Here is a 16,722-nt window from a genome sequence, read left to right as displayed (position 1 = left end):
CCCGCTCCCCCTCCCGGCCACCCACACGGTATCCTGATGGGTGGCCGGGAGGGGGAGCGGGCCGGAACCGTCGAGCATAAAAAGCGCCCGCAACTCTTCACCATTCCGGCTCACCGCGCGTTCGCCGACACGCTGGTCGTAGGGCTGATGAAGCGCACGGGCGGTGACGCGATGGCGCTGGCCCGCGGCCTGATCCTGCTGCCCAACAACCGTGCCGCCCGCGCGGTATCGGCGGCGTTCGTGCGGGCGAGCGGCAGCGGGCTGCTGCTGCCGCGACTGGTGACGCTGGGCAGCCCCGATCTGGGCGAAGCGGTGGGCGCGGCGCTCGACCCTGTGGACGATGCCGATCCGCCGCCGCCCGCGATCGCGCCGATGCAGCGGCGCATGATCCTGGCGCGGCTGGTGTTCGAGGAGCGCGCTGCGGCGGGCGCGCCGGTCGACGCCGCGGAGGCGGTGCGGCTGGCGGGCGAGCTATGCCACACGCTCGATCAGTTGCTGGTCGAGGAGGTCGCGCCCGAGCGTTTGCGCGATCTCGATCTGGCGCCTGAGCTGACCGATCACTGGCAGCGGGCGCTGTCGACGTTCCGGATCGTGCTGGAGCGCTGGCCAGGTGAGCTGGCGAGGGCCGGCCGGCTCGACGCGGCGACGCGGCGGCGGATGCTGCTCGACCGGTTGGTGACGCGCTGGCAGACGCGGCCGCCCGCGGGCTTCGTCTGTGCGGCCGGCGTGACCGATCCGGCGCCCGCGGTCGCGCGACTGTTGCGCTGCGTCGCGGAGGCGCCGCAGGGGCTGACGGTGTTCGCCGGGCTCGATCTCCAGATGCCCGAGGCCGAGTGGGATGCGCTGGGGCCGCACGCACCCGATCCGGTGACCGGGCGCATCCGCCGGTCGATCGAGACGCATCCGCAATTCCATCTGAAGCTGATCCTCGACCGCATGGGCGTCGGCCGCGGCGAGGTGGCGCATTGGCCGGGCAGCGCCGGGCCGGACGCGGGGGCGTTGCGCGGGCGCGCGATCGCCAATGCTCTGGCGCCGGCCGCCTTCACCGGCAAATGGACCGAACTGAAGGCGGAGGACCGGCGCCTGACCGGGGTCGCCGCCGTGGAACTCGCGACGCCGGCGGAAGAGGCGCAGGCGATTGCGCTGGCGCTGCGCGGTGCGATCGAGGAACCGGGCAAGACTGCCGCGCTGGTGACGCCGGATCGCGCGCTCGCCCGCCGGGTCAGCGCGCATTTGCGGCGGTGGCAGATCGAGGCGAACGACACGGCGGGCCGGCCGCTGTCGATCCTGCCGCCGGGCACGCTGCTGCTCGCGCTCGCCGAGGCGGCGGCGCAGCGGTTCGCGCCGCTGGCGCTGCTGGCGCTGCTCAAGCATCCGCTGGTCAAGGTCGACCCCAGTGACCGCGCGCTGCGGGGCGCATGGCTGGACGGGACGCGCACGCTCGATCGCGCGTTGCGGGGCCCGCGACCGGCGGCGGGGCTCGACGGGATCATGGGGCATCTGCTGGCCAACCGGCGGGATCGGGCGGCGGCGTGGTTCGCCGAGCCGGTCGGCTTGCTGAAACCGATCGAGCTGGTGTGCGATCAGGGGCCGCAGCCGCTATCATCGCTGCTGGCGGTGCTGCGCGAGACGGCGCAGGCGTTGTGCGGGGACAATCTGTGGTCGGGACCGGCGGGACGGGCCGCGGCGGAGTTCCTCGACGCGCTGGAGGCAGAGGCGGCGGTCGGGCCGCCCCGCGTCGCGCCCGATGGCTTCCCGCCGTTGCTGCGCGGGTTGCTTGACGAAGTGGCGGTGCGGCCGGGATCGGGCGTCGGCCATCCGCGTATCGCCATCTATGGCCCGATCGAGGCGCGGTTGCAGACCGCCGACCTGATGGTGCTGGGCGGGCTGAACGAGGGCGTGTGGCCGGGGCGGCCGGCGCCCGATCCGTGGCTGGCACCGCGCATCCGGGCGGCGCTGGGGCTGGCCGGGCTGGAGCGGAGCGTCGGTATCGCGGCGCACGATTTCGGCCATGCGCTCGGCGCGCCGCGCGCGCTGGTGACGCGGGCGCGGCGCGATGCGGCGTCGCCCGCGCTTGCGTCGCGGCTGTGGCTGCGGTTGCAGGCGATGGCGGGGGATCGTTTCGTTCGAGCCCATGATCTGGAAGGATGGGCGCTCGCGCTGGACGATCCCGGTCAGCATCGCCCGGTCGTTCGGCCGGAGCCGATGCCGGGACCGGCGCTGCGGCCGAAGGCGATCTCCGTCACCGAGATCGACCGGCTGAAGGCGGACCCTTACGCCTTTTACGCACGCCGGGTGCTGGGGCTGATGCCGCTCGACCCGGTCGATGCCGATCCCAGCGCGGCGTGGCGCGGCACTGCGGTCCACGACATCCTGGAGCAATGGTGGAAGCAGGACGGTTGCGCGCCCGACGCGCTCGTCGCGCGCGCCACCGCGATGCTGGAGGACGAGCGGACGCATCCGATGATGCGCGCCCTGTGGCGACCGCGGCTGATGGAGGCGGTGCGCTGGATCGCCGACACCGTGACGGCGCAGGACGCGGAAGGACGCACGGTCGCCTCGGCGGAAGGCAAGGGTCATGTGACGATCGCCGGCGTGACGCTGTCGGGCCGGTACGACCGCGTCGATCGGCTGGCGGACGGCACGCTCGCGATCGTGGATTACAAGACTGGCAAGCCGCCCTCCGCCGCCGCGGTGCGCGCGGGGTATAGCCTGCAACTCGGGCTGCTCGGCGCGATCGCGGAGCGGGGCGGCTTTCAGGAGGTGAAGGGCAAGGCGGGCGGCTTCGAATATTGGTCGCTCGGCAAGAAGAAGGATCAGTTCGGCTATATCGAGACGCCGGTGGATGCCGAGGGCAAGCGCGACAAGATCGTCACGACCGAATTCACCACGATCGCGGTCAGCAATTTCGTCGACGCTGCCGGCACGTGGCTGACCGGCGATGCGCCGTTCACTGCGAAGCTGGTGCCGGAATATGCGCCTTATGCCGAATATGACCAACTGATGCGCCGGGACGAATGGTATGGCCGGGACTGAGCTGGCGACCCTGCCGCGATTGAAGGGCGCGCAGGCGGCGGCGAGCGATCCGCACGCGCACGTCTGGCTGTCCGCATCGGCCGGCACCGGCAAGACGCAGGTGCTCGCCGCGCGCGTGTTCCGCCTGCTGCTGCGGGGCACCGATCCATCGGCGATCCTATGCCTGACCTTCACCAAGGCGGGCGCGGCCGAGATGGCGCAGCGGATCAACAACCGGCTCGCCGCCTGGGTGCGGATGCCGGCACCGCAATTGTACGCCGATCTGGAAGCGCTGGGCGAGAAGGGTACGCCGGATTTGCAGGCGCGGGCCCGCACGCTGTTTGCGGGCGTGCTCGACGCGCCGGGTGGCGGCCTGCGCATTCAGACGATCCATGGGTTCTGCCAGAGCCTGCTCGCCGCATTTCCGGTCGAGGCGGGGCTGACCCCCGGCTTCCGCCCGCTGGAGGCGCGCGAGGAGGCGGTGCTGGCGCGCGAGACGCTGGCGACCCTGCTGACCGATGCCGAGCGCGAGGGCCGCGAACGGCCGATCGAGACGATCGGCGCGCTGTCGCTGCGACTGGGTGAGGGCGGGGCGGAGAGTTTCCTGCTCGCCTGCGCACGCTCGCTGCACGCGCTGGAGGCGCTGCCGATTGGGATCGGGCCGTGGTTGCGGCGCGCGCTCGACCTGCCGCAGGGGGATATCGGCGAGGCCTTGGCCGAGGGCTGCGACTGTATCGACACCGATCTGGTCGAGCGGCTGGCAGCGGCGAACACCGCCTGGGGTGCGGCGACGGGGGTGGGGCATGCCTACACGCTCCACCGCTGGCTCGCGGCGGCACCGGCGGAGCGGGCCGCGACGCTCGGCGACCTTGCCGGCGTGGTGCTGACGGGGAAGAACGAACCGCGCAAGGCGTCGAAGAAGCTGATCGATGCCGAACCCGATTATGCCGAGCTGGCCGTCGCGCTGGGGCAGCATTGCCTCGACCTGCTGTCGCTCACCGCGCGCGCCGCTTATGCCGATCTGCTGGCCGACGCGCTGGAGGTGGGCCGCGACTATGCACGCGCCTATGCCGCGGCCAAGCGGCGGACCGGGGCGGTCGATTTCGACGATCTGATCGGCGTGACGGTGCGGCTGCTCGAACAACCGGGCATCGGCGAATGGGTGCGCTACAAGCTCGACCAGGGCACCGAGCATGTGCTGATCGACGAGGCGCAGGACACCAACCTCAACCAGTGGCGGATCGTGACCGCGCTGGCAGGCGAGTTTTTCGTCGGCCGCGGTGTGCATGCGCCCTCGACCCGGACGCTGTTCACGGTCGGCGATTTCAAACAGGCGATCTTCGGCTTCCAGGGCACCGACCCGATCAACTTCCGCTGGGCAGAGGGGCATTTCGCCGGTCGTGCGGCAGAGGTGGAGGGGGCGGACGACTGGCCGGAGGAGGAACGCGGCCTGCCGTTCCAGCGCCTGTCGCTGACGCATTCGTTCCGGTCGACACGGCCGATCCTGGAGTTCGTCGATGCCGCCGTCGCCGCCGCGGGGGAGCCGGGCCTCGGCGCGATCGACGCGATGCAGGCGCATGCCAGCGAGGTGCCCGGCCCCGGCACGGTCGAACTGTGGCCGCCAGTGATCGCGGGCGGCAGCGAAACGGACGAGGAAGCGTGGATCGACGATGCCGTCCGCGCACAGGCGGTGCGGATCGCACGCGCGGTGCGCGACTGGCTGAACGGCGGCCTGATGCTGGAGAGCAAGGGGCGGGCGCTCAGGCCCGAGGACGTGATGATCCTCGTCAAGCGGCGTGGCGACCTCGCCTCGCTGATCGTCGCGCGCCTGTATGCCGAGGGTGTGCCGGTCGCCGGCGTCGACCGGTTGCGGCTGAACGCGCCGCTGGCGGTGCAGGATTTGCTCGCTGCGGTGCGCTTCGTGTTGCAGCCGGAGGACGACCTGTCGCTCGCCGCGCTGCTCGTGTCGCCGCTGATCGGCTGGACGCAGGACGAGCTGATGCATGCCGCGCCGCGAGAGCATGGCAGCCTGTGGCGGCACCTGACGCAGACGCTGTCGGAGGAACGCCTGGCGCCACTGCGCGCGATGCTGTCGCGCGCCGATATCGCGACGCCCTACCAGTTCCTCGAAGAGATCCTGTCGGGGCCGCTCGACGGCCGGCGGAGGCTGCTGCGCCGGCTGGGGGCGGAAGCGCGCGATCCGATCGAGGAACTGCTCAACGCCGCGCTGGCGTTCGAGACGACGTCGACGCCATCGCTGCAACGCTTCCTCGACTGGTTCGACCGCGGGGATGTCGAGATCGTGCGCGATCCGTCGGCGCCGCTCGACGCCGTGCGCGTGATGACCGCGCATGGCGCGAAGGGCTTGCAGGCGCCGCTGGTGATCCTGGCGGACGCGACCGTCGATCCCACCGCCGCGCCGCGTGCGCTGGTGCGCTGGGTGCCGGAACCGGGGGCGCAGCCTATCCCGATCTTCCGGCCCCGGTCGGGCGAGCGTGGCGGGCCGCTGGATGTAGCGATCGGCGAGGTCGAGCGCCGTGAGCTGGAGGAGCATTGGCGGCTGTTCTATGTCGCCGCGACGCGGGCCGAGGAACGGCTGGTGATTGGCGGCGCGCTGGGGCCACGTGCGCAGGGCGAGCCGCCGGTCGCGAGCTGGTATGCCGCGGCGGCACGCGCGCTGACCGAGCTGGGCGTGCCGGACGAGGGGCCGCGCGTGTTCAGTGGCTCCGATCCCCAGCCGCCGGTCAAGCCGCGCGGCGCTGCGCCGGCACGCTCGCCCGAACGGGTCGTGCTGCCCGATTGGGCGCATGTGCCCGCGCCGCCCGAGAGCCGTCCGTCGCGCCCGCTGACCCCGTCCGCCCTCGGTGAGGATGAGGTGAGCGACCCGCCGCCCGGCCCCGCGATGCGCGCCGCCGCCGAACGCGGGCGGCTGTTTCACGCGCTGTTCGAACGCCTGCCGCCGGTCGAGCCACAACATCGCGCCGGCTGCGCGGATCGTTGGCTCGCCACCGCGGGTGGTGTCGCCGACGCGGCCGAGCGGCAGCGGATCGTCGCGGGCGTGCTCGCGGTGATCGAGAACCCCGCCTATGCGCCGCTGTTCGGCCCCGACAGCCTTGCCGAGGCGCCGATCGCCGCGACGCTCGCCAACGGCATGGTCGTGTCGGGCACCGTCGACCGGCTGCTGATCGCGCCGGACGCGATTCGCCTCGTCGATTTCAAGACCGGGCGCCGCGTGCCGGATACCCTCGACGATATCCCGCCCTATCACCTCGATCAGATGGCGGCCTATGTCGCGGCGCTGCGCGTGATCTTCCCCGATCGCACGATCGAGGCGGCGCTGCTCTACACCGGCGGGCCGCGTCTGTTCGAACTGCCCGCAGACACGCTCGCCGCGCACAAGCCGCGCTTTCGCCTTCCGGAGCAAAGCTAGGGGCCGGACGGTTGAGCCGGGCGGCACGCCATCCTAGATGGACAGCAAAGGAGATATTCATGGCTACCAAACAGATTACCGACGCCAGCTTCGACGCCGACGTCCTCAAGGCTGATGGCCCCGTGCTCGTCGATTTCTGGGCCGAATGGTGCGGCCCGTGCAAGATGATCGGGCCGAGCCTGGAAGAACTGTCGGAAGAGCTGGGCGAGAAGGTGACGATCGCCAAGCTTAACATCGACGACAATCCCGATGCGCCGGGCCGTTATGGCGTGCGCGGCATCCCGACGATGATCCTGTTCAAGGGCGGCGCGCCCGCGGCGACCAAGGTCGGTGCCGAGCCCAAGGGCCGGCTGAAGGCCTGGCTCGAGGGCGAGCTGGCGTAAGAGGGTGAGGGGCGGGCCTGATGGTCCGCCCTTTCTCCTCCTACCGTTTTCCCTGAGCCCGTCGAAGGGCGCATGCCACGAGCGCGACGCTTGCGGAAAGCCACCCTTCGACCGGCTCAGGGCGACGGGTTGGGAGGGTGGCCTCAAGCGTCCTCGCGGACCAGCCCCACCGCCCGCTCCCACATCGCCTCGCTCGCCGCCGCGATCATCACGTCGCGGGGATCGCCGATACGGTAGGGGCTGCCATTCAGCTGACGCACCACACCGCCCGCTTCGGTAAGGAATAGCGCGCCGGCGGCATGATCCCAGGGCAGCGAGCGCTGGAAGATGGCGGCATCGTCCACCCCCAGCACCAGCCGCGGATATTGCTCCGCCGCACAGCGCGGCATCGGGTGCAGCGTCCAGTCGTCGCCCGCCCGGGCCGCCAAATCGGCCTGCTCCATACCGTCGAGGAAATAGGTCGGCACGCCCAATACGGGGCGTTCGTCCGTACGGGGACGTGCCGTCACCGCGACATCGTCGATGAACGCGCCGCCACCTGCGACGGTGTGGCACAGCCGGTCTGCGACGGGATCGAGGATCCAGCCCGCCAGCACCTCGCCCTCCTCGGCGAGCGCGATCATGATGCCGAACGGGGTCTTGCCGCTGGCGTAATTGTTGGTGCCGTCGATCGGATCGACGATCCACACCCGGCCCTGGTCGATGCCGTCGAGCAACGTCGCGTCCGCCGCCACCGCTTCTTCGCCGACGACCCGCGCCGATGCGTCGATCGCGACGAGGCCGGCGGTGAGCGCTTCCTCGCTAAGCCGATCGGCGATCGTCACCATGTCGTCCGCGGCCTTTTCCTCCACCTCGTCGGCGGCCAGGTTGCGGAAGCGCGGCAGGACGATCTCGGCCGCGACGCGCCGCATCAGCTGGACGACGGCGTCATGGTGCGGGTGATGCATGTCAGCTCCTATAATCGGCGTTGATCGAGATGTAGCCGTGGGTCAGATCGCAGGTCCAAACCGTGGCGGTGCCATCGCCCAGGCCGATATCGACCCCGATTTCGATATGCTGGCCCTTGAGGTGCGCGGCGACCGGCGCCTCATCATAGCCCTCGACCGCAAGGCCCGCCTGCGCAACCTGCGTGTCGCCGAAGCGGATCGACAGACGGTCGCGCTCGGCGGGTTCACCCGCCTTGCCCACCGCCATCACGACGCGGCCCCAATTGGCGTCCTCGCCCGCGATCGCAGTCTTCACCAGCGGCGAATTGGCGATCGACATGGCGATGCGGTGCGCGGAACGGTCGCTCTCCGCACCCTCGACCGCGATCTCGATCAGCTTGGTCGCGCCCTCGCCGTCGCGGACGACCAGCATCGCGAGCTGGTGGCAGAGGTCGGCAAGCGCAGCGGCGAAGGCATCGGCGCCCGCGCTGTCGCTGCTCTCGATCGGGTCATTGCCCGCCGCCCCCGTGGCGAAGGCGAGGACCGTGTCGCTGGTCGACGTATCGCCATCCACCGTGATGCACGAGAAGGTCTTGCCATTCGCCGCCGCCAACGCGCCTTGCAGGAAGCCGGGCGCGACCGCCGCATCGGTGAAGATGAAGCCGAGCATCGTCGCCATGTCCGGCGCGATCATGCCCGATCCCTTGATGATGCCGACCAGCGTGACGGTCCGGCCATCGACGATCGCGGTCGTCATCGCGCCTTTCGGATAGGTGTCGGTCGTGCCGATCGTCTCCGCCACCGCCAGCCAATCGCACGGGGTCGCGGCGAAGGCGGCGTCAAGGCCCGCTTCTGCCTTGTCGATCGGCAGCGGCACGCCGATAACCCCGGTCGAGGCGACGAACACGTCCGACGGCTGGCAACCGACGTGCTGCGCGGTGCGCGCCGCGATCGCCTCCACCGCCGCGCGGCCGCGATTGCCGGTGAAGGCGTTGGAGTTGCCGGCATTGACGACCAGCGCACGCGCCTGGCCCAAGGGCAGCGCCTGCCGGCACCATTCGACTTCGGGCGAGGGGCATTTGCTTTGCGTCAGCACGCCCGCCACGCTGGTGCCCTCGGTCAGCGTCACGAAGGTGAGGTCGCAGCGATCCCACGTCTTGTACCGTGCGCGGGCGACATGCGGGGTGACACCGGCAATGGCAGGCAGGGCGGGGAAAGAGGCGGGGGCTAGCGGCGAACGGGCATGATCTGTCATGTCTCAAGCCTATAGAAGCTCGCGTAGCGGCTTCAACGACGGAACGATGACAGTTGAAAAGGGGAGGGACGATGGTTTCGAAAGCGATGGTGCTAGTAGCATCTCTCACGCTGACCGGCGCGGCTCTGCCGGGCCAAGATAATGCTGCGGCGAGCGCGAAGGCAGAACCGGCAAACAATCCGGCCGACTGGATCGGCTACGCTGATTATCCGCCGGCATCCCTGCGGGCGCGCGAAGCCGGTACGGTCGCCGTTCGGCTCGTCGTCGATTCGACGGGCCGCGTGACGGCCTGCCAGATCGTGAGTTCGAGCGGGTACGCACGTCTTGATGAGGGCACATGCGCCACTTTGGTCGCTCGCGCGCAATTCGTTCCCGGTCCATCCGGCCGGACATTCGAGCGTCGAATCGTCTGGAAGATCCCAGAGGGTGATTCCGCCGTTTCGATCGGCCAGCCCTTCACCCCCACGAAGCCGATCGATGTCGCGACGACCACCATGGAAGATTACGTTGCCGACGTAGCGATCACCGTGGGGTTCGATGGTAGGGTGGAAAGTTGTCGCGTGATCGAGGCAAAGCCGACGTACATGCCCACAGACCCCTGCGCACAGAACCCTCCAGGTACGCCAATGGGCGTCGGGTATGTTCGCGCCGGCAAACCCATCAAGGCGATCATTCATCGCCGAATGACGTCGAGCGTGAGTTTCGAATGAGATGCGACGGACGGATGCGGATGGACGACGGACCGCATCTGCAATAGGGACTGCCCCTGTGAACCTGCTGCTGCTCCTTTCCGCGCTGCTGTCCGCCCTGACCGGCGGCGCCTCTGCGGCGCGTGCGCCGGTGGCGGCGCATGCCGCAGCGGGGATCGTGGCGAGCGTGCAGGCCGAGGTGCGGGCCGCTCGCGCGGCCAGCCGGCCGCAACAGCGGGTGCCGGGGCTGGCCGCGCTGGCCGATCTGGGCGTCACGACCGTGCTGGCGCTGCCCGCGGTCGAGCCTCTTTTTGCGAGCCGCCGGCGCGAATAGCGCGCGCGTGCGTTGCTTCGGCCACGGCCGACCCCATCTTTTCATGCACTCGACGCTGCGCGCCCTTCGTCCGTGCGCGCGCGCACAATCATCAGGAATCAGCCTATGTTCGGCGGCCTTGCCAAGTCCATTTTCGGGTCATCCAACGATCGTTACGTGAAGTCGCTGGGCAGCATCGTCCACAAAATCGCTGCGTTCGAACCGCAGCTCCAGGCGCTGTCCGACGAGGAACTGTCGGGCCAGACCGCCAAGTTCCGCGAGCAGCTGGCGAACGGCACCAAGCTCGACGACCTATTGCCCGAAGCCTTCGCGACGGTGCGCGAGGCGGCGGTGCGCGTGCTCGGCATGCGCCACTTCGACGTGCAGATGATCGGCGGCATCGTGCTCCATCGCGGCGAGATCGCCGAGATGCGCACGGGTGAGGGCAAGACGCTGGTCGCGACGCTCGCCACTTATCTTAACGCGCTGCCGGGCGATGGCGTCCACGTCATCACCGTCAACGACTATCTCGCCGCACGCGACGCGGAGTGGATGGGGCAGGTGTATCGTTTCCTCGGCCTCACGGTCGGCGTCATCATCCCGAACCTGACCGACGAACAGCGCCGCGCCGCCTATAACAGCGACATCACCTACGGCACGAACAACGAGTTCGGCTTCGACTATCTGCGCGACAACATGAAGTATGAGCGCAGCAGCATGGTGCAGCGTGCCTTTGCCATGGCAATCGTCGACGAGGTCGATTCGGTGCTGATCGACGAAGCCCGCACGCCGCTGATCATCTCGGGCCCCACCGACGACAAGTCGGAGCTGTACATGAGCGTCGACGCGATCGTGAAGCAGCTCACCCCCGACGATTACGAGAAGGATGAGAAGCAGAAGACGATCATCCTGACCGAGGACGGCACCGAACGCGCCGAGCGTCTGCTGGAAGCCGCCGACCTGCTGCAGGGCGCGAACCTGTACGATTTCGAGAACACGCAGGTCGTCCACCATCTGAACCAGTCGCTGCGCGCCAACATGATGTTCAAGGCGGACACCGATTACATCGTCAAGGACGGCAAGGTCGTCATCATCGACGAATTCACCGGCCGCATGATGGACGGGCGCCGCTGGTCGGACGGCCTGCATCAGGCGGTCGAAGCGAAGGAGGGCGTCACGATCGAGCCCGAGAACCAGACGATGGCCTCGATCACCTTCCAGAATTATTTCCGCATGTACCCGAAGCTTGCCGGCATGACCGGCACCGCGGCGACCGAGGCGGCCGAATTCTACGACATCTACAAGATGAACGTCGTGACGATCCCCACCAACGTGCCGGTGCAGCGGATCGACGAGGAAGACGAATTCTACAAGGATACCAACGACAAGTTCCGCGCGATCGCCAAAAAGATCCGCGAACATGCCGCGCTGGGCCAGCCGGTGCTGGTCGGCACGGTGTCGATCGAAAAGTCCGAACTGCTCAGCGAATTCCTGGTCCAGGAAGGCGTCGAGCATAAGGTGTTGAACGCGCGCTACCACGAGATGGAGGCGCATATCGTGGCGCAGGCGGGCCGCAAGGCCGCCGTCACGATCGCGACGAACATGGCGGGTCGCGGCACCGACATCAAACTCGGCGGCAACCTCGAATTCCGCATGCTCGACGAGCATCCGGACCTTGTCGAGGGCACGCCCGAATATGAAGCCGAGGCGACGCGCATCCGCGCCGAGATCGAGGTCGAGAAGCAGGAGGTGCTCGCCGCAGGCGGTCTGTTCGTGCTCGGCACCGAGCGTCACGAATCGCGCCGCATCGACAATCAGCTGCGCGGCCGGTCTGGCCGCCAGGGCGATCCCGGCCTGTCGCGTTTCTACCTCAGCCTCGACGACGATCTGCTGCGCATCTTCGGGCCGGACACGCTCTTTGCGCGCATGATGCGCTCGAATATCGAGGACGGCGAAGCGATCGGCAGCAAGTGGCTGTCGAAGGCGATCGAGACCGCGCAGAAGAAGGTCGAGGCGCGCAACTACGACATCCGCAAGCAGGTCGTCGAATATGATGACGTGATGAACGACCAGCGCAAGGTCATCTACGAACAGCGTGCCGACATCATGGATGCCGATGCGGTGGGCGACGTCGTCACCGACATGCGTGCCGAGACGGTCAACGTGATCGTCGGCGGTGCGTGCCCGCCCAACAGCTATCCCGAGCAATGGGATATCGAGGGCATGAAGGCGGGTCTGGTCGACGTGCTCAACCTCGACCTGCCGATCGACGACTGGCTGAAGGAAGAGGCGATCGACCCCGAGATCGTCGAAGAGCGCGTGCAGGAAGCCGCCGACGCCGCCATCGCCGCCAAGTCGGCGGAGCTGGAGCCGGAGACGTGGACGCAGGTCGAAAAGTCGATCCTGCTCCAGAACCTGGACCATCACTGGAAGGAGCATCTGGCGACGCTCGACGCGCTGCGCCAGGTCGTCCACCTGCGCGCCTATGCGCAGAAGACGCCGATCAACGAGTATAAGCAGGAGGCCTTCAGCCTGTTCCAGCGGATGCTCGACGCGATCCGCGAGGACGTGACGAAGACGATCGCGCACGCGCAATTCCAGCTGCAGCCGCTGCCGACCGACCTGCCCGAACTGCCCGACTTCATCACCACGCATTTCGACCCGTTCACGGGCGAAGACGATTCGAACGACATCGATGCCGGCACGATGGGGCGCATCACCGCGCAGATTCCGCCGATGCAGATGATGCAGCCGGATGTCCCGACAGAGCTGGGCGACAATCCGGAGCTGTGGGACGGCCGCGTGAACCGCAACGCGCCGTGCCCGTGCGGTTCGGGGCGGAAGTACAAGCATTGCCACGGCGCGGTGACGGTGTAAGGGGCGCCCTCCCACACATCCTCCGTCGCCCCGGACTTGTTCCGAGGTCTACTGGGCCGCGGGGACAGCTAGACCTCCCTTCGCCGCAGAGTGGACCTCGGAACACGTCCGGAGGTGACGGCAGTAATACCGCAACCGCTACACACGAAAAGGCCGGGCCACCCTGCGGTGACCCGGCCTTTTTCGTTACATCTGAAGCAGTCTTACTTCGGTAGCACTACGCTCGGGCCGATGCTGTTGACCACCGCGCGAGCGTCGAAGGCGCGGAGGTTATCGCGTGGGATCGGGCCCTTGCGCATCACGATCTCGGCGCTCGCTTCGTAGCGATCGATCGTGCGAATATCGAAGTCGTTACCCCAGGGGCCGAAGCCACCGCCGAACCATGGGTCCCACGTGCGCCAGCCGAACCCGCGGCCATAATAGCGCCACGACGGACCCCAATAGCCGCCGAAGCCACCATAGCCCCAGCCGCCGCCAATGCCCGGCGTCGTATAGGTGCGCGACTGCAGATCGGTGTCGCGGTTGGCCATGACGAAATAGTCATAGCCGTTCTGCAACGTCAGCTCGGCAGCACGGAACAGCAGATAGCGTTCGACCGTGTCGCGCGACGTCACGCTGTTGCCGGCGAAATTGACCAGGAAGCGACCCGGTTCGATCTGACGGTCGCTATAGCCCGTGCGGTTGAAACCCTGCCCGGTGGCGGGACGATAGGTGGTTTCGGTCGCGCAGCCCGCGACCATCAACGTGGAGGCGGCGAGCGCCGCGACCATAGCCTTGCGGCCAAGATGCATCATGACACCAATACTCCATTCGCGCGCGGGTGCGGCGAACCCCCGCGCGTATATCCACTTCCGTCCGAACGAGCGATGAACGACTTGGCTCCGTCCGGCAACGTTTCGTCGCGATCACGCGCCGATGACATGCAAAGCGACGCTGCGCCGATGCGGCGCAATCCGGTGCTCAAACAGATAGATACCCTGCCACGTCCCCAGCATCGGTTCGCCGCCTGCAACCGGTATCGACAGCTGAACGCCGGTCAGCGCCGCCTTCAGATGCGCGGGCATATCGTCCGGCCCTTCGTCGTCATGTTCGTACGCGGCGCTTTCGGGCGCGAGTCGATCGAAATAGGCCTCCATGTCGCGGCGGACGGCCGGTGCGGCATTTTCCTGGATGACCAACGAGGCCGAGGTATGCCGGCAAAAGAGCGTGAGCAGGCCGTCGCCGATCCCCTGCGCCGCCAGCCATTCGCAGACGGGTGCGGTGATGTCGACCAATCCTTTGCGGCGCGTCTGGATCGTCAGCGTGCCGACCGATTGATGCATGTTGGCTCCTTTTTGCGGTTGAGGTGCCTTGCCAACGCGCTGTCGCCACGTTCGGACCCTGACTGCGTCAAAGGATATAGACGATGCCCGCGCAAAACCGCTGCATCGCAGACTTCAGCGCCGCGCCGTGGCACGGATGCTGACTTTCATCGCAACGATCGCGGGAACTCGGGCAAGCCGGGGCTGCCCAGTAGCCTCTTAATGCGTACGAACGCCGCCAAGGGGGCGCCACGCACTGGACGTTTGCAATGAAGCGGGGTCGACGGGCGCAGGACGGCGCACGCGCGGCGTCGCGGCCGATCCCTATCCGTCGGAAAACTATTCGCTGTCGACGGGCTTCTTGCCGGTGACGGCCATCAGCACGGGGACGGTCAACAGGGCGGCAGCCATGGCGCCGATCGCCACTTCCAGAAAGATCATAGCAAAGCCTCTCCAGCGGAAGCGTTGATCGCTTCTCGCATCGGGGCATGATGCGGACGAGTCGAAGCCGGTGCAAGCGATTTCGCTGCCCGGCTGCGCACAAGACGCTGACGATGTGGGTGAAAATGGCTCCCTGAGTAGGATTCGAACCTACGGCCGCTCGATTAACAGTCGAGAGCTCTACCGCTGAGCTATCAGGGAACGCTGCGTCGTGGAGGGCGTCTATACCCACGAATTTTTGCGGCGCAACCCGTTAAAGCGAGTTTTCCACAGCTTCGTGCGGCATCGGCGGATCAGGCGATGAATTGCTCCATCGTGATGCGGTCGTCGAGCGCATGTTCGGGGTCGAACAACAGGGTCAGCTCGCGCGCGCGGTCGATCGCGACGCTCACTTCGGCGACGTCGCGGAATTCGCGCTGGTCGGCGACGGCGGATACCGGGCGCTTGGCGGCATCGAGCACGCGCAGCGAGATGCGCGCCTTGTCCGGCAGGATCGCGCCGCGCCAGCGCCGCGGGCGGAACGGGCTGATCGGCGTCAGCGCCAGCATGTTCGACCCCAGCGGCAGGATAGGACCCTGCGCGGACAAATTATAGGCGGTCGACCCCGCCGGCGTGGCGACGAGGATGCCGTCGCACGCCAGTTCCGGCATGACGACGCGTTCGTTGACGGTCACCTCGAGCTTCGCGGTCTGGCGGGTTTCGCGCAATAGCGAGACTTCGTTGATCGCCGGCGCCTGATGGACGCGCCCGTCGATGCCGGTGACGGTGGCGGCAAGCGGCGACACCTTGAACGGCTTGGCGCGTGCCAGCCGCTCGTCGATGCCGTGGCGGCGCCATTCGTTCATCATGAAGCCGACCGTGCCGAGGTTCATCCCGAAGACGGGCACGGGCGGGCGGCGCCGGTCGAGCAGGCCGTGCAGCGTCTGGAGCATGAAGCCATCGCCGCCCAGCGCGATGATGACGTCGGCCTCGGCGGGATCGACCCAGTCGGCAGCGTCCGCCAGTTCGGCGGCCGCGGCGCGGGCAGGGGCCGTGGGCGAGGCGACAAGCGCCCGCCGCTGATAATCGGTCATCCCCCGGTCACGCTCATATGGCGCGCCACCGCCGGTGCAGCGCCCGCCGCGATGCGGAAATCGTGGCGCGCAGGCTTGCGCAGCAAGCCGCGATCGATCGCGGCATCCAGCCCGTCAATGCCGCCGTCGCGCAGGGCTGCCTTGAGGTCGACCTGATCGTCATGCCCCAGGCACATATAGAGTTTGCCCTCGGTCGTCAGCCTTACGCGATTGCAGCCGTCGCAAAAATTGGCGGTGAGTGGCGAGATGAGGCCGAGGCGGGTGGCGGTACCCTCGACCTGCCAATAGCGCGCCGGGCCGCCGGTGCGATGCGTGGCGCGATACAAGGGGAAGCGTGCCGACAGTGCCTCGAACACGCGGGTCAGCGGCACGAAGCGATCGGTACGATCCTCATCCACCGCGCCCAGCGGCATCGTCTCGATCAGCGACAGGTCGTGGCCCTCGTCGATGCACCATTGCAGCATCGCCGGAATTTCGTCTTCATTGAGGCCGGCGAGCGCGACGGCGTTGATCTTCACCGCCAGCCCGGCGCGCTTTGCGGCGGCGATGCCGTCCAGCACCTGCGTCAGGTCGCCGTGCCGCGTGATGTAGCGGAAGCGATCGGGGTCGAGGCTGTCGAGACTGACGTTGATGCGCCGGATTCCGGCATCGACCAGCGCATCGGCGTACTGCGCGAGCCGCGTGCCGTTGGTCGTCATCGTCAGCTCGTCGAGTCCTGCCCCCACGTGCCGGCCCAGCCGCTGCACCAGATCGGCGACGTCGCGACGCACCAGCGGCTCGCCGCCCGACAGGCGGATCTTGGTCACGCCGCGCGCGATGAAGCGTTCGGCGATGATCGCGATTTCGTCGAGGGTCAGCAGCTTAGCACGGGGCAGAAACGTCATCTGCTCCGCCATGCAATAGCGGCAGCGCAAGTCGCACCGATCGGTGACGGAGATCCGCAGATAGCGGATCGTCCGTCCCTGCGGATCGACCAGCGGGTCGGCGGAGGGGGCAAGGGCGCTGGTCATGACATGGGG

Annotated in this window: 12 protein-coding genes and 1 tRNA gene; 6 read left to right on the top strand and 7 right to left on the bottom strand. The window is 68.1% G+C overall.

Features of this window, described 5'->3' with window-relative positions; genetic code table 11:
- Positions 1–36 precede the first annotated feature (36 nt).
- The 3 genes from addB to trxA are packed head-to-tail and all read left to right on the top strand — an operon-like array spanning position 37 to position 6,828.
- Positions 37–3,036, top strand: coding sequence for a double-strand break repair protein AddB (gene addB, locus SPHME3_RS0113455; protein ID WP_018250819.1), 3,000 nt, complete (start codon positions 37–39; stop codon positions 3,034–3,036).
- Positions 3,023–6,445, top strand: coding sequence for a double-strand break repair helicase AddA (addA, locus tag SPHME3_RS0113450; protein WP_017978678.1), 3,423 nt, complete (start codon positions 3,023–3,025; stop codon positions 6,443–6,445). Before addB ends, addA begins: the two co-directional genes overlap by 14 nt.
- A gap of 59 nt (positions 6,446–6,504) precedes the next feature.
- Positions 6,505–6,828: a thioredoxin TrxA gene (gene trxA, locus SPHME3_RS0113445; protein ID WP_017978679.1), complete on the top strand. Its 324-nt coding sequence runs from the start codon at positions 6,505–6,507 to the stop codon at positions 6,826–6,828.
- 143 nt (positions 6,829–6,971) lie between these two features.
- Here trxA and SPHME3_RS0113440 read toward each other — a convergent pair whose 3' ends face one another.
- Positions 6,972–7,775 (bottom strand): inositol monophosphatase family protein, encoded by an 804-nt coding sequence (locus SPHME3_RS0113440; RefSeq protein ID WP_017978680.1) that lies wholly within the window; start codon positions 7,773–7,775, stop codon positions 6,972–6,974.
- Between the two features lies 1 nt (position 7,776).
- Positions 7,777–9,009 carry a bifunctional glutamate N-acetyltransferase/amino-acid acetyltransferase ArgJ gene (argJ, locus tag SPHME3_RS0113435; RefSeq protein WP_024310532.1) on the bottom strand — a complete coding sequence of 411 codons (1,233 nt, stop codon included), beginning with the start codon at positions 9,007–9,009 and terminating at the stop codon, positions 7,777–7,779.
- A gap of 71 nt (positions 9,010–9,080) precedes the next feature.
- Here argJ and SPHME3_RS0113430 point away from each other — a divergent pair, with 71 nt between their 5' ends.
- The 3 genes from SPHME3_RS0113430 (at position 9,081) to secA (ending at position 12,888) form a co-directional block, all read left to right on the top strand.
- Entirely contained in the window at positions 9,081–9,719 is a 639-nt protein-coding gene (locus tag SPHME3_RS0113430) for an energy transducer TonB (RefSeq protein ID WP_018250818.1), read from the top strand.
- Positions 9,720–9,777: 58 nt separating this feature from the next.
- The gene (locus SPHME3_RS0113425; RefSeq protein ID WP_017978683.1) at positions 9,778–10,032 is read left to right on the top strand and encodes a hypothetical protein; all 255 of its coding nucleotides are present in this window, start codon (positions 9,778–9,780) and stop codon (positions 10,030–10,032) included.
- A 105-nt stretch (positions 10,033–10,137) separates the two neighbouring features.
- Complete coding sequence (gene secA, locus SPHME3_RS0113420) at positions 10,138–12,888, top strand: preprotein translocase subunit SecA (protein ID WP_017978684.1); 2,751 nt, start codon at positions 10,138–10,140, stop codon at positions 12,886–12,888.
- Positions 12,889–13,091: 203 nt separating this feature from the next.
- Here the strand turns inward: secA and SPHME3_RS0113415 are convergent, their stop codons facing one another.
- The 5 genes from SPHME3_RS0113415 to moaA form a co-directional block, all read right to left on the bottom strand.
- Positions 13,092–13,682, bottom strand: coding sequence for a CC0125/CC1285 family lipoprotein (locus SPHME3_RS0113415; RefSeq protein WP_017978685.1), 591 nt, complete (start codon positions 13,680–13,682; stop codon positions 13,092–13,094).
- 111 nt (positions 13,683–13,793) lie between these two features.
- The gene (locus SPHME3_RS0113410; RefSeq protein WP_017978686.1) at positions 13,794–14,210 is read right to left on the bottom strand and encodes a secondary thiamine-phosphate synthase enzyme YjbQ; all 417 of its coding nucleotides are present in this window, start codon (positions 14,208–14,210) and stop codon (positions 13,794–13,796) included.
- A 546-nt stretch (positions 14,211–14,756) separates the two neighbouring features.
- Positions 14,757–14,831, bottom strand: a tRNA-Asn gene (locus SPHME3_RS0113400).
- Between the two features lie 92 nt (positions 14,832–14,923).
- Positions 14,924–15,703: an NAD kinase gene (locus SPHME3_RS0113395; RefSeq protein ID WP_017978688.1), complete on the bottom strand. Its 780-nt coding sequence runs from the start codon at positions 15,701–15,703 to the stop codon at positions 14,924–14,926.
- On the bottom strand, positions 15,700–16,713 hold the full coding sequence (gene moaA / locus SPHME3_RS0113390) for a GTP 3',8-cyclase MoaA (protein WP_017978689.1): 1,014 nt from the start codon (positions 16,711–16,713) through the stop codon (positions 15,700–15,702). The genes SPHME3_RS0113395 and moaA overlap by 4 nt, the downstream gene beginning before the upstream one ends.
- Positions 16,714–16,722: the final 9 nt, after the last annotated feature.

The sequence above is a fragment of the Sphingomonas melonis DAPP-PG 224 genome (assembly GCF_000379045.1).
Classification (GTDB): Bacteria; Pseudomonadota; Alphaproteobacteria; order Sphingomonadales; family Sphingomonadaceae; genus Sphingomonas; species Sphingomonas aquatilis.
This window is presented reverse-complemented; position numbering and strand designations above follow the sequence as displayed.

Excerpts from the sequence above, each read along its gene's own strand:
- addB (WP_018250819.1), top strand. The coding sequence starts at position 37 with ATGGGTGGCCGGGAGGGGGAGCGGGCCGGAACCGTCGAGCATAAAAAG.
- addA (WP_017978678.1), top strand. The coding sequence starts at position 3,023 with ATGGCCGGGACTGAGCTGGCGACCCTGCCGCGATTGAAGGGCGCGCAG.
- trxA (WP_017978679.1), top strand. The coding sequence starts at position 6,505 with ATGGCTACCAAACAGATTACCGACGCCAGCTTCGACGCCGACGTCCTC.
- SPHME3_RS0113440 (WP_017978680.1), bottom strand. The coding sequence starts at position 7,775 with ATGCATCACCCGCACCATGACGCCGTCGTCCAGCTGATGCGGCGCGTC.
- argJ (WP_024310532.1), bottom strand. The coding sequence starts at position 9,009 with ATGACAGATCATGCCCGTTCGCCGCTAGCCCCCGCCTCTTTCCCCGCC.
- SPHME3_RS0113430 (WP_018250818.1), top strand. The coding sequence starts at position 9,081 with ATGGTTTCGAAAGCGATGGTGCTAGTAGCATCTCTCACGCTGACCGGC.
- secA (WP_017978684.1), top strand. The coding sequence starts at position 10,138 with ATGTTCGGCGGCCTTGCCAAGTCCATTTTCGGGTCATCCAACGATCGT.
- SPHME3_RS0113415 (WP_017978685.1), bottom strand. The coding sequence starts at position 13,682 with ATGATGCATCTTGGCCGCAAGGCTATGGTCGCGGCGCTCGCCGCCTCC.
- SPHME3_RS0113410 (WP_017978686.1), bottom strand. The coding sequence starts at position 14,210 with ATGCATCAATCGGTCGGCACGCTGACGATCCAGACGCGCCGCAAAGGA.
- SPHME3_RS0113395 (WP_017978688.1), bottom strand. The coding sequence starts at position 15,703 with ATGACCGATTATCAGCGGCGGGCGCTTGTCGCCTCGCCCACGGCCCCT.
- moaA (WP_017978689.1), bottom strand. The coding sequence starts at position 16,713 with ATGACCAGCGCCCTTGCCCCCTCCGCCGACCCGCTGGTCGATCCGCAG.